This is a genomic window from Collinsella sp. AF25-2LB (assembly GCF_003458415.1).
Lineage (GTDB): Bacteria > Actinomycetota > Coriobacteriia > Coriobacteriales > Coriobacteriaceae > Collinsella.
On sequence record NZ_QRUF01000001.1, the window covers coordinates 1 to 12543 of the forward strand.

10 protein-coding genes and 2 pseudogenes are annotated in these 12543 nt (G+C 58.4%); 11 read left to right on the forward strand and 1 reads right to left on the reverse strand.

Translation table 11 applies throughout. The annotated features are described in order from the left end of the window. From tet to DWY51_RS00020, 4 genes and pseudogenes are all read left to right on the forward strand, one after another. The coding region (tet, locus tag DWY51_RS00005) for a TetM/TetW/TetO/TetS family tetracycline resistance ribosomal protection protein (RefSeq protein ID WP_117769297.1) at window positions 1-1882 on the forward strand (1882 nt) is incomplete at its 5' end. 300 nt (window positions 1883-2182) lie between these two features. Beyond that, complete coding sequence (locus tag DWY51_RS09465; protein ID WP_021631985.1) at window positions 2183-2476, forward strand: DUF3847 domain-containing protein; 294 nt, start codon at window positions 2183-2185, stop codon at window positions 2474-2476. Continuing rightward, window positions 2477-3943 (forward strand): annotated as a pseudogene (mobQ, locus tag DWY51_RS00015) (MobQ family relaxase). Next, window positions 3940-4131: pseudogene (locus tag DWY51_RS00020) on the forward strand (cysteine-rich VLP domain-containing protein); the annotation flags it as partial. The pseudogenes mobQ and DWY51_RS00020, both read left to right, overlap by 4 nt. Here the strand turns inward: DWY51_RS00020 and asnB are convergent. Next, a complete protein-coding gene (gene asnB / locus DWY51_RS00025) occupies window positions 4080-5993 on the reverse strand; it encodes an asparagine synthase (glutamine-hydrolyzing) (RefSeq protein WP_233502307.1) in 1914 nt (637 codons plus the stop codon). The pseudogene DWY51_RS00020 and the gene asnB sit on opposite strands and share 52 nt — an antisense overlap. A gap of 618 nt (window positions 5994-6611) precedes the next feature. Between asnB and DWY51_RS00035 the strand changes: the two genes are divergently transcribed. The 7 genes from DWY51_RS00035 to DWY51_RS00065 all read left to right on the forward strand — a co-directional run bounded on the left by DWY51_RS00035 (window position 6612) and on the right by DWY51_RS00065 (window position 12543). Continuing rightward, on the forward strand, window positions 6612-8129 hold the full coding sequence (locus DWY51_RS00035) for a Mur ligase family protein (RefSeq protein WP_117646049.1): 1518 nt from the start codon (window positions 6612-6614) through the stop codon (window positions 8127-8129). A 130-nt stretch (window positions 8130-8259) separates the two neighbouring features. Continuing rightward, entirely contained in the window at window positions 8260-9171 is a 912-nt protein-coding gene (locus tag DWY51_RS00040; protein WP_117769299.1) for an HAD family hydrolase, read from the forward strand. A 53-nt stretch (window positions 9172-9224) separates the two neighbouring features. Next, the gene (murI, locus tag DWY51_RS00045) at window positions 9225-10109 is read left to right on the forward strand and encodes a glutamate racemase (RefSeq protein ID WP_117769301.1); all 885 of its coding nucleotides are present in this window, start codon (window positions 9225-9227) and stop codon (window positions 10107-10109) included. Window positions 10110-10162: 53 nt separating this feature from the next. Continuing rightward, entirely contained in the window at window positions 10163-10888 is a 726-nt protein-coding gene (rph, locus tag DWY51_RS00050) for a ribonuclease PH (RefSeq protein ID WP_117769303.1), read from the forward strand. A 143-nt stretch (window positions 10889-11031) separates the two neighbouring features. Continuing rightward, complete coding sequence (gene rdgB / locus DWY51_RS00055) at window positions 11032-11673, forward strand: RdgB/HAM1 family non-canonical purine NTP pyrophosphatase (protein WP_117769305.1); 642 nt, start codon at window positions 11032-11034, stop codon at window positions 11671-11673. A gap of 3 nt (window positions 11674-11676) precedes the next feature. Continuing rightward, window positions 11677-12123: a D-aminoacyl-tRNA deacylase gene (gene dtd / locus DWY51_RS00060; protein ID WP_117769307.1), complete on the forward strand. Its 447-nt coding sequence runs from the start codon at window positions 11677-11679 to the stop codon at window positions 12121-12123. A 123-nt stretch (window positions 12124-12246) separates the two neighbouring features. Next, entirely contained in the window at window positions 12247-12543 is a 297-nt protein-coding gene (locus DWY51_RS00065; protein ID WP_006234957.1) for a Veg family protein, read from the forward strand.

Here is a 12543-nt window from a genome sequence, read left to right on the forward strand (position 1 = left end):
GACGGAGAGCCTGTTATATACCAGCGGAGCAATCGAGGCGCCCGGCAGTGTGGATCAGGGAACAACGAGAACGGACACCATGTTTTTAGAGCGGCAGCGTGGAATCACCATTCAAACGGCGGTCACTTCCTTTCAGTGGCACGATTGTAAGGTCAACATTGTGGATACTCCTGGGCATATGGATTTCTTAGCGGAGGTCTATCGCTCCCTTGCCATTCTTGACGGAGCGATTTTGGTTGTTTCTGCAAAAGACGGCGTTCAGGCGCAGACCCGTATTCTGTTTCATGCTCTGCAAGTAATGAAAATCCCAACTGTTATCTTTATTAACAAAATCGACCAGGACGGGATTGACCTGCCAGGTGTGTATCAGTCTATCCGAGATAAGCTCTCCGCAAATATGATTATTAAGCAGAACGTGCAGCTTTCCCCGGATATATCCATCATGGAAAACATGGGGCTGGAGAATTGGGATACCGTGATTGCGGACTGTGATGAATTGTTGGAGAAATATATTGCCGGAGAACCAATGGACAAAGAAGAACTTCTGCGGGAGGAAAACAGGAGAATCCAAAGCGTCTCTCTGTTTCCGGTCTATCATGGCAGTGCCAAGGTAAACTTGGGAATCCGACAACTCATTGAAGCGGTCACAGATACATTCCAATCACCCACCGGGCAGAACAGCTCTGAATTGTGCGGAACTGTGTTCAAAGTTGAGTACGCAAACCAGAGCCAACGCCTTGCCTATCTGCGGTTGTATAGCGGTACGCTTCATTTGCGGGATTCCGTAGCCTTGGCAGGGAAAGAAAAACTGAAAATTACGGAAATGCGTATCCCCTCAAAGGGTGAGATTGTCCGAACAGAGATTGCCCATGCGGGCGAGATCGTCATTGTACCCTGCGACAGTTTGCGGCTGAATGATGTGCTGGGAAACAAACTGCTGCTGCCCCGTGAAACGTGGAGCGACAATCCTCTCCCTTTGCTGCGGACAGCAATTGCACCAGAGAAACCAGAACAGAGGGAACGCTTGTTAAACGCCTTGACAGAAATTGCGGATACCGACCCGCTTCTGCGCTATGAAGTAGACGCTGTGACCCATGAGATCATTCTCTCCTTTTTGGGCCGGGTACAATTGGAAATTATCTCTGATCTTCTGGTGGAAAAATATCAGCTCAACACAACTGCAAAAGAACCTACCGTCATCTATATGGAGAGGCCATTGAAAGCGGTAAGTCACACCATTCATATCGAAGTGCCGCCCAATCCATTCTGGGCGTCCATCGGGCTGTCCGTCACCCCTCTCCCCCTTGGCACCGGAGTGCAGTATGAGAGCAAAGTTTCCGTTGGATACTTGAATCAGAGTTTTCAAAACGCTGTATTGGATGGTATCCGCTACGGTCTGGAACAAGGCGTGTATGGATGGAAGGTAACGGACTGTAAAATCTGTTTTGAGTATGGGCTTTATTATAGTCCGGTCAGCACTCCCGCAGACTTTCGGTCATTGGCACCTATTGTATTGGAGCAGGTGTTGAAAAAGGCGGGGACGCAGCTATTGGAACCATATCTTTCTTTTACACTCTATGCGCCGCAGGAATATCTCTCCAGAGCTTATCATGACGCACCAAAATATTGCGCGAGTATTGAAACGACCCAGGTTAAAAACAGCGAGGTGATTTTTACTGGCGAAATCCCTGCCCGCTGTGTGCAAGAGTACCGCAATGACCTCACCTTTTATACAAACGGGAGAAGCGTTTGTTTAACAGAATTGAAGGGGTATCAAATCGCCAGCGGCGAACCAGTTTTTCAGCCACGCCGCCCAAACACCCGGATTGATAAGGTGCGCCATATGTTCAACAAAATTCTCCCATCAATGATGGACTTATAAAATCCCTTTGGAACAAAGGGCGCACTTCTATACATGGTCTGCGACCATGTATCGTGCGCTCTGCGAGGCTACGGCCCGGACTTCCGAAAGTCCGGGCCGTTTGCGTCGCTCCGCTCCGTACAAGGGGCTGCGCCCCTTGCGCCGCTTTGCGGCTATCCCTGCGCCCTCGCTGGAAAGGTACATCCGCTCTGCGTCTGCACCTTTCCAGCGAGGCTAAAACCGAATACCGTTACCCTTGACCGTTTACCCGACACAGCAGGTAGACGGTCTTTTGTTTTGCCAAGAAGGAGGTCAAACACGATGGACAAGTCACGCGAAGAATTAGAGAAAGAGTATGCTGAGGCCACCGCTAAGTTGGAGCAGTACCAGCACAGAGGCCAGCGGTATGAGAACCGCATCCGCTACTACACCCAAGGCGAAAGGAAGAAGCGAAACCACCGACTTATCACCCGTGGCGGAGCGGTGGAGAGTATCGCCCCGGAGGTGCGCGGCATGAGCGAAAGGGCCTTTTTTCTTTTGATGGAAAAGGTCTTTTCCCTGCCGGAAGTTGCCGCCCTGGTGAGCCAAGCCACTGACCAGCAGGAAAGCGGATAATTGGCCCTGTTCCATCTCCACGTTACCCAGGTCAAACGGAGCGCGGGACAGTCTGTTGTCACGTCCGCCGCCTACCGAGCCGGGGAGAAATTGTATAGCGAATACTATGGCGAGGTCAGCGACTACACCCACAAGGGCGGCGTGGTCTGCACAGACATTCTCCTGCCGCCCCAGGCCCCCAACCAGTACCAAGACCGCGCCACCCTCTGGAACGCCGTGGAGAAGGCCGAGCGCGGCAAGAAAGCCCAGCTTGCATATAGCTTTGACATTGCCTTGCAGAACGAGTTTTCATTGGAGGAAAACATCGCTCTTGCAAGGCAATTTGTTTCGGAGTAGCTTGTGGGCCGGGGCATGATTGCCGACTTTGCCATCCACCAGCCGGACAAGGAGGACGGCGGTATTCCTAACCCGCACTTTCATGTTCTCTGCCCCATCCGGCCCATTGAGCCAGACGGCAAATGGGGGTGCAAGCAGCGCCGCCGCTACCGTCTGGACGAGGACGGGAACCGCATTATGGGAGAGGACGGCAAGCCCCTCTTTGACGCTGTTCCCACTACCGACTGGGGAAGCCCGGAAACACTGGAACATTGGCGGGAGGCGTGGGCCGCTATGGTGAACGCCAAGTTTGAGGAAAAGGGGCTGACCTGCCGCATCGACCACCGCTCCTATGAGCGTCAGGGCCTTGACCTGCTGCCCACCGTCCATGAGGGCGTGGCCGTCCGCCAGATGGAGGCCAAGGGCATCCCCACCGACAAGGGCGATCTGAACCGCTGGATAAAAAAGGCCAACAACATTCTGCGGGATATTCGGAAGAAAATCGCCGGCCTGACGGATTGGATTAAGGCCATAAAAGAAGAATTGAGCAAGCCCCAGGCCCCGACCCTTGCCGCCCTGCTGACCGACTACTATGAGGGCCGGAACGCCGGAGCATGGAGCCGCAACGCCAGGATTGGAAATCTTAAAGGTTTTGCCGAGGCCATCAATTTTCTGACCGAGAGGGGCATCGCTACGCTGGAAGATTTAGAGACCCATATCGCCGCCCAGAGTGAACGAACGGAGGCCATCAACACATCCATGAAAGCGAAGCGTGACCGTCTGAACGAATTGAAGGAACTGCTTCGCCTTGTTGACCTCTACCGAGACACCAAGCCCGTCTATGACGAGTTGCAGGGTATCAAGTGGAAGGGCAAGCGGGAAAAATTCGAGAGGGAGCATGAGAACGAGTTGAGGACGTTCCACATGGCCCGCCGGAAGCTGGACAAGCACCGTTCCCCTGCTGGTAAAATCCCCGTTCATGCGTGGGAACAGGAACAGGCGAGGCTTCACCAGGAGTACACAGCCGAGTATGAGCAGTACAAGCCTATCCAAGACGATTTGCGGCGGCTTCAACAGGTGAAGCGGAACGCCGATGCTGCCATACACCAGCAGGAGCAGACCCAGCAGAAACGCCGGGAGGTGGAGCGGTGAACGGCATTCCCCGACTGACCTACCAGCAGTACCGAGCCGTCCGGCGGCTGGTGCATGACTGCTGCAATTATGACGGCGGCAACTGTCTTGCTCTTGATGACGGCTGGGAGCCTTGTGTCTGCGTCCAGAGTATCACCTATTCCCTGGTCTGTAAATGGTTCCGCGCCGCCGTCCTGCCAACAGACAAGGGGCCTTCGGTGCCCTTGTTCTCGTCGATAAAGAAGCGCTTGTACCAAATGAGGAACGTCAGCGTGGTATAGATCTTGCGCTGGTTGAGCGCGCGGCCCTCAAAGTGATCGTCGAGCAGCTTCATGAGCGCATCGGTGTCAAAGAAATCGGCAGACCACGGTGCGGTGAAGTACTCCTTGACGTAGTCGTAGTATTTCTGCTCGCGCAGCCAGAACTTAACTGGCACCGGGAAGCCAACCTTCTTGCGTGTTGCCCACTCATCGGGCAGCGTGCGATTGGCGGCGTGGCGCAGGACAAGCTTGCAGCCCTCTTCGTTGACACGGTAGTTGGCGGGAATATGCTCGGCGAACTCCATGACCTTTTTGTCCAGGAACGGAACGCGGAGCTCCAGGGAGTGCGCCATGCACATCTTGTCTGCCTTGAGCAGGATGTCGCCCGGAAGCCACATGTTCATATCCAGATATTGCTTCTTAGAGAGCTCGCAGCAGTCGGGGACCTGCTTGTAGTACTCTGCGCACATTTCGGAGGCGTTCTTGCCGGTGTCGTAAGCTGGCTTGAGAACCTCGTCAACCTCGGACGGGTCGAACACCTTTGCCTGGCCCACGTACCAGCGCTCGGGGACCTCGGCGCACTTGGTCAGGAAGTTGTGACCCTTAAAGTAGGGGAGATGCTGAACGAGCGAGCCCAGGGCACGGCGCACGCCGAGCGGCACGCGCTTCTTGAAGGATCGCATCTCGGGGGTGTCCTCGTACCACTCGTAGCCGGCAAACAGCTCGTCGGCGCCCTCGCCCGAAAGGACGACGGTAACTTCCTCGGCGGCCATCTGTGCCAGATAGTACAGCGGCACGCTGGAGAGGTTCGATTGCGGCTCGTCCATGTGGTACTGGATATCGGGTAGCGCGTCGAAGAACTCGTCGGCGGTGATCATCTTGCGCACGTTCTTAATGCCAAGCTTGTCGGAAAGCTCGGCGGCGTAGTTGGTCTCGTTGAAGTTCTTGTAGTCAAAGCCGACGGAATACGTGGTGTCGGGCATGAGGCAGGCGGCAATGTAGCTGGAGTCGACGCCGCCGGAGAGGAACGAGCCAACTTTAACATCGGCGATGCGGTGCGCGGCAACGCTCTCGTGCACGACCTTGTCGCACTCGTCCACGTACTCCTCGAAGCTCTTGGAGTTGTCATCGGTAAAGTCGCAGCTCCAGTAGCGCTTGATATCCATAGTGTTGGTCGTAAGGTCGTACGTAAAGCAATGCGCGGGGGCAAGCTTGAACACGCCCTTAAAGAACGTCTCCTCCGTGGCAGGGAACTGCAGCGTGAGGTAGGGACGCAGCGCGTCGCGGTTGACGGCCTTCTCAAACTTGGGGTGGTCCAGGAAGCTCTTGATCTCGGAGCCAAACAGCAGCGAGCCGTCGGAGGCCCGGTAGTAATAGAACGGCTTGATGCCAAAGATGTCACGGGCGCCGAAGAGCTTGTTCCTGTTCTGGTCGTGAATCACGAACGCATACATGCCGCGCAGGCGGTTGACCAGGTCCTCGCCCCACTCCTCGTAGCCGTGCACCAGGACCTCGGTGTCGGCGTTGCAGTGGAAGACGTAGCCGGCAGCCTCGAGCTCGGCGCGAAGCTCCTGGAAGTTGTAGATCTCGCCGTTGAAGACGATGGTGACCTTGCCGTCATCGCTCGACATGGGCTGAGCGCCAGCCTCGGAAAGGTCGAGAATCGAAAGACGGCGGAAGCCGAGGGCGACGTCATCGACGATGTGCTGGCCACCCATATCCGGCCCGCGATGGATGATGCGATTCATCATGGCCGTGAGAACCAGCTCACTCTGTTCATCTGTACCGGTAAAACCGACAAAACCGCACATGCAAGATCCTTTCTGCTGACGGCTTAGGTGCGCTGCCGCAAGGTTTGCAGCAGTCGATATCAATCAATCCTTACTATCATGCCAATCTTTTGCTTCGTGATGGGGCATAAGCGCCGAGGGGACCGAAAAACCACGGCCCGCACGTTGGGTGAAGCGGCGGGCCGCGGCTACGACGATTGCTGTGTGTGAGAGCGCGAGAGGGGCTAGCGCTTGCCGCGCTTGGCAAGGCGGTGCTCTACCTTGGTGACGACGTGGATGAGCGGAATCGTCACAACCAGATAGTAGGGTGCGGCGCAAATGTAGGGTGTGATGTTGCCCGTGGTGGTCGTGAGGTTTTGGAGAACAGCATGAGTTCCATGACGCCGACGCTCGAAAGCAGCGACGTGTCCTTGTAGAGCATGACAGACTCACTGGTCATTCCCGCATCACGCGCATTTGTAGGGCGGGGGTTTTGTTATTTCGAATTAACCGTGTGCTGGTCCTTGCAAGTTTTTAGGGTGCTGAGACACTCGCAAGGTCAGGTGGCATATTAGGATGGTTGATAATACAGGGGCGCGACCGGATTCATCTGGGACGGTTTTTGCTTTTAAGGTTAGGTTTAGCGAGAAAGGTCGTTATATGTCGGGTACGACGAAGGAGAAGCTGGCTTTGATGCGCTATGTGGAGCTGCTCGAGGCCGAGGCCCTTGTTGTTTCCAAGCCGGATACTCTATGCGACCAGCACATCGAGTTTGCGACCGACGACTCGCGCCAGGTGCGTCCGGGTACATTGTTTGTCTGCAAGGGCCGTGCGTTCAAGCCCGAGTATCTGGTCTCGGCGATTGCCGAAGGCGCCGTGGCGTACGTGTCCGAGGTCGATTACGACGTCGATATTCCCGCTGTGATCGTCAACGATATCCGCCGTACGCTCGCTGTGGTGGCGGACGCCTATTACGGTCATCCCTCGGGCAAGGTGAAGGTCTGCGCTTTTACGGGCACCAAGGGCAAGTCGACCTGCAGCTTTTATCTGCGTGGCATTCTTGCCAACGAGGCTAAGCTCACGGGCCGTCATCGACCAGCCCTCAACACGGGTATCGAGTTCGATGACGGTATCGAGGTCGGTCCTTCTAAGCTAACGACCCCCGAGTCCTTCCTTTTGCAGTCGCGTATCGCACATGCCGCCGAGGCGGGCGCTCCGTGGCTGGTCATGGAGGCGTCGAGCCAGGGCCTCAAATACGAGCGCACGGGCAAGATTGACTTTGAAGTGGGCGCCTTTACCAATATCGGTGAGGACCATATCTCGCCGATCGAGCACCCCACGCTCGAGGATTACTTTGCCAGCAAGCTCAAGATTTTTTCGCAGAGCCGCTTTGCCGTGGTCAACCTCGATATGGACCACGTCGACCGCGTGCTCGAGGCGGCGTCCCGCTGCGAGCGCACGGTGACGTTCTCGCTGACCGATGGACGCGCCGACGTGCGTGCGTTGGCCATTCGCAACGGCGATTGCGGCGTGATCGCCACGGTCCGCACGCCGCGCTTTACGCGTGACATCGTGATCCCCACGCCCGTCAAGTTCAACGTGTCCAATGCGCTTGCCGCCATTGCCTGTGCCGAGGCCCTCGGCATTTCCGAAGAGGGCATCGTCCATGGCTTTGAGGGCGTCTTTGTTCCCGGTCGCATGGAGCTCTATCCGTCTGTATCGGGCAAGATTTTGGGCGTCGTTGACTATGCGCACAACGGCATGAGCCTCGAGACGCTTTTGCGCGACCTGCGCGAGAACTATCCCGAGCGCGAGCTGGCGGTTGTCTTTGGTGCAACGGGAGGCAAGGGTGTCGATCGCCGTACTACGATGGGTATCGCTGCCGGCAAGTACGCCGATCGCATCGTGATTACCGAGGATGACCCGGGCCCCGAGGACGTCGAGGACATCTGCGCCGAGATCGCGCGCAATGTCCAGGCGCAGGGAAACGATAGCTGGCAGATCGTGTGCGACCGCGCCGCCGCTATCGAGACGGCCGTGCGCGAGACCGACCGCCCCGCTGTGGTTATCGTGACCGGCAAGGGCGAGGAGGAGTGCATGCTGCGCAAGAACGGACCCGAGCCCTGCGAGCGTGATGGCTCGGTTCTCAAGCGCATCCTTGCGGCGTACGACGCCTAAGCGCCGCTGCCTTTGGGATGGCGTTTGCGAATCATCGACGCCCGATGATGCGGTGCCTCTCAAGCGTGTTCACCTTAGGGAAAACGCGGTACCAAGATTAAGTCTTTTCTACGTAATAAATGGAGTGACCATGTCCCACAACATCCTGCCGACCGTTGCCGAGCTTTCGGGCGAGATGCGCGAGCGCCTTGCCAAGGTCAAGTATGTCTTTACCGATCTGGACGCCACGATGCTCGCGCCCGGCTCGTGCGTGCTGCGCGACAACGACGGCAATCCCTCGACCAAGCTCGTCGAGGCCGTCGTGGCGCTTGCCCGCGCTGGCATCCAGGTAATTCCCACCTCGGGTCGCAACCGCACCATGATCCACGAAGATGCCCGCGTGCTCGGCCTCAACTCCTACATTGGCGAGATGGGTGGTCTGGTCATGTACGACCTCAAGGCCAACGACTGGGAGTATCTGACCGGCGACATGCCTTACGACCCCGCCTGCGGCCTTACGCCGCACCAGGTGATTGAGCAGACCGGCGTGTGCGAGAAGATTCTCGCTCGCTGGCCGCACAAGATCGAGTACCACAACGACATGTCGACTGGCTATAAGTACCGCGAGGTCACCGTCGGCATGCGCGGCGATATTCCCGATGACGAGGCGCAGGCCATCCTCGACGAGGCCGGCTGCGGTCTGGTCTGGGCCTGCAACGGCCACTTGACTCATCTGTCCAAGCCGACGACCCTCGAGCTCGATCGCGTCGAGGACGGTCGTGCCTTTAACATCAATCCGTCGGGTCTCGACAAGGGCGTGGCGGTCGCGCGTTTCTGCGAGCATCTGGGCATCGAGCGCGACGAGACGCTGGCACTCGGCGATTCCGAGTCTGATTTCTACATGGCCGACCACGTGGGCACGTTCTGCCTGGTCGAGAACGGTCTGACCAGCGCCGGCGCGTCCGAGTTTCTTGCGTCCTGCGATAACGCCTTTGTCACGCGCGGCAGGATCGTTGACGGCTGGGCGGCGACGGCGGAGCTGCTCGTCGCGGCCCGTTCATAGCGCAGTGCCGTTACGCTTGGCCATATCTTTTCGAGAGAGAATCTGGTGAGGTAATGTCCGATATCGAGAATCTGGCCGGTGATACGCGCCCCATCGGCGTGTTCGACTCGGGTCTGGGCGGCTTGACGGTTGCGCGCGCGATTGCGACGGCGCTTCCGCACGAGTCCGTCTACTACTTTGGCGATACCAAGCGCTGCCCTTACGGCACCCGCACCGAGGACGAGGTGCGCTCGTTTGCGCTACAGGCGGGGCGCTGGCTTTCGAGACACGACGTCAAGATCATGGTCATCGCCTGCAATACGGCGACGGCAGCGGCGCTTCGCCTGGCTCAGCAGGTGCTCGATGTCCCCGTGATTGGCGTAATCGCGCCGGGCGCGCGTGCCGCCATCAACAGCACCCGCACGCGCCGTGTGGGCGTGCTCGCCACCAACCTCACCATCCGCTCGGGCGCCTACACGCGCGCCATCCAGGACTTGGATGCCGGCGTGGACGTGTATGGCTGCCCTGCCTCGAGCTTTGTCGAGGTTGTCGAGCACGAGCTCGCCTCGGGCGCGCATCTGCAGGAGCAATGGCTCGAGAACGAGGATATTTTTGATACGCCAGCCGTTCGCGCGCTGGTCAACGCCACAGTCGAGCCACTGCACGATCGTGGCATCGATACCGTGGTGCTCGGCTGTACGCACTTTCCGTTGCTGGTGGGCCCCATCCGTCATGCGTTGGGGCCCGGGGTGCGCGTGGTGAGCTCCGCCGAGGAGACCACCCGCGAGCTGACCGATATCCTCACGCGCCGTGAGCAGCTGGCGGGCAACACCGCCGAGCCGCAGCATCGCTTTGCCACCACGTCCGACAACATTGCCGAGTTTGCGGTGGCGGGCAGCTTTATCTTTGGCCAGCCGCTCAAAAGCATCGAGCATGTCGATATCGACGAACTCGGTTAGGCACACAATGTCGCCGGAGTCTTCGCCACATCTTTTGCCGAAAGGATAGTTCCATGGAATATATGCAGGTCAACCGCGCCAACGGCCGCGCCGCAAACGAGCTGCGTCCCGTTAAGCTCACCCGCGGCGTCATGAAGCACGCCCACGGCTCGTGCCTGGCAGAGTTTGGCGACACGCGCGTGCTGTGCGCCGCCACCATCGAGGATGGCGTGCCGGGCTGGCGCAAGGGTGCCAAGGCCGGTTGGGTAACCGCAGAGTATGCCATGCTGCCGGCATCGACCGGTAAGCGTTGCAAGCGCGAGTACGCCAAGCGTAAGGGCCGCTCCATGGAGATCGAACGCCTCATCGGCCGCAGCCTGCGCACCGTCGTCAACATGAAGGCGCTCGGCGAGTACACCGTCACCGTCGACTGCGATGTGATCCAGGCGGATGGCGGCACGCGTACGGCGAGCATTACCGGTGCCTGGGTGGCGCTGCACGACGCCCTTGCTATGTGGGTCGAGGCCGGCAAGATCGAGCGCATTCCGCTTACCGGTCAGGTTGCCGCTATTTCCATGGGCGTCGTCGACGGCAACACCCTGCTCGACTTGGATTATTCCGAGGACAGCCACGCCGAGGTCGACATGAATCTTGTCGCTACCGACACCGGCGAGATGATTGAGCTCCAGGGCACCGGCGAGCAAGCGCCCTTCGACCGCAAGCGTCTCAACGCCCTGCTCGACTTGGGCGACAAGGGCATCGCCGAGCTCATCGAGCTTCAGCGCCAGGCCCTCGCCTAACCTGCCAAAAAGGGACAGGTTTATTTTGGCAGGTTTTATCTGGGAAAACGTCGAAGTATAAGACTGCCGTTGATTGAGAGGGGAGAGGCGGAGGCCCTCGTCGCCCTCGGCGCGGCATTGCTATAGAGACAAGGAGACCACTCATGGCACTTGAGAAGATCGACATCGACACCCTCGACCCGGCAGCGACCATCGTCGTGGCAACGGGCAATGCCCATAAGCTCACCGAGATCGAGGCCATTCTGGGCAAGGTCATGCCTGAGGTGCGCTTTGTGGCGTTGGGTCAGCTGGGTGATTTTGAGGACCCCGAGGAAAACGGTACGACGTTTTTGGAGAACGCCATCATCAAGGCGCAAGCCGCGGTAGAGGAGACGGGGCTTATGGCCATCGCCGACGATTCGGGCCTGGTCGTTGATGCCCTGGACGGTGAGCCGGGCGTGTACAGCGCACGCTATGCGGGCGTGCACGGCGACGATGCCGCCAACAACGCCAAGCTCCTCGTGAATCTGGAGGGCGTGGCCGACGAGGACCGCACCGCGCGTTTTATGAGCGTCGTCGCGCTTATCGACACGGACGGCCTGGTCACCTATGGCGAGGGCACCTGTGAAGGCGTTATCGCGCATGAGGGCCGCGGTGACCATGGCTTTGGCTATGACCCGCTGTTCCTGCCGCTCGACACGCCGGGCAAGACCATGGCCGAGCTCACGGCGGACGAGAAGAACGCCATTAGTCATCGCTTCCATGCGCTCGAGCACCTGTCTGCCAAGCTGACGGGCGAGGAGTAGGCCGTGCGTGCGGTGGTGCAGCGCGTGCTCAATGCCGGCGTGACGGTCGACGGCGAGTGTGTGGGAAAGATTGGCCGCGGTTACCTGGTACTGCTGGGCGTGGGCCATGGTGATACACGCGCCGAGGCCGATAAGCTGTGGAGCAAGCTCCGGGGCCTGCGCATTAACGAGGACGAGAACGGCAAGACCAATCTGGCGCTTGCCGATGTCGACGGTGAGGTGCTCATGGTGTCGCAATTCACGCTGTTTGCCGATTGCCGTCATGGCCGCCGCCCGTCCTTTACGGATGCCGGCGCGCCCGATGTGGCCAACGAGCTCTATGAGTACTTCCTGGCGCTGGTGCGCGAAGACGTCGAGCATGTGGCGCACGGCATCTTCGGAGCCGACATGAAGGTCAGCCTCGTCAACGACGGCCCCTTTACCATCGTTCTGGACACTGACAACCTTTAGGTTACGCATATAAGTAGAGATTCGACTTGCGTATGGTGACAGCAGGGTGCTATAGTATTAGAGTTTTGTCTATCTTAGGGGTATTATCCCCTTTTTGAATTGCACCTTCTGGAGGCCCTGTTCATGGAAGAGATGGAAGTCAATCACGTCGACGACATCCACGAGAAGCTGACCGATATGGTGGGCGATCGCGTCAAGGTGAAGGCCAACATGGGCCGCACCCGCGTCGTCGAGCGCATGGGCACCATCAAGAGTGTTCACCCCGCCGTCTTTATCGTCGAGGTTGACGAGCGCCGTGGCCGCAAGTCGCGCCAGTCCTACCAGTATATCGATGTCCTCACCGGCCAGGTCGAGCTGTTCGACCCCGAGAGCGGCGAGCACATCTTTACCCCGCTCGGCAATCAGCTCGAGGAGCACTAA

Bases quoted from the DNA above. Each gene is read 5' to 3' on its own strand.
- DWY51_RS09465 (WP_021631985.1), top strand. From the start codon at position 2,183: ATGGACAAGTCACGCGAAGAATTAGAGAAAGAGTATGCTGAGGCCACC.
- asnB (WP_233502307.1), bottom strand. From the start codon at position 5,993: ATGTGCGGTTTTGTCGGTTTTACCGGTACAGATGAACAGAGTGAGCTG.
- DWY51_RS00035 (WP_117646049.1), top strand. From the start codon at position 6,612: ATGTCGGGTACGACGAAGGAGAAGCTGGCTTTGATGCGCTATGTGGAG.
- DWY51_RS00040 (WP_117769299.1), top strand. From the start codon at position 8,260: ATGTCCCACAACATCCTGCCGACCGTTGCCGAGCTTTCGGGCGAGATG.
- murI (WP_117769301.1), top strand. From the start codon at position 9,225: ATGTCCGATATCGAGAATCTGGCCGGTGATACGCGCCCCATCGGCGTG.
- rph (WP_117769303.1), top strand. From the start codon at position 10,163: ATGGAATATATGCAGGTCAACCGCGCCAACGGCCGCGCCGCAAACGAG.
- rdgB (WP_117769305.1), top strand. From the start codon at position 11,032: ATGGCACTTGAGAAGATCGACATCGACACCCTCGACCCGGCAGCGACC.
- DWY51_RS00065 (WP_006234957.1), top strand. From the start codon at position 12,247: ATGGAAGAGATGGAAGTCAATCACGTCGACGACATCCACGAGAAGCTG.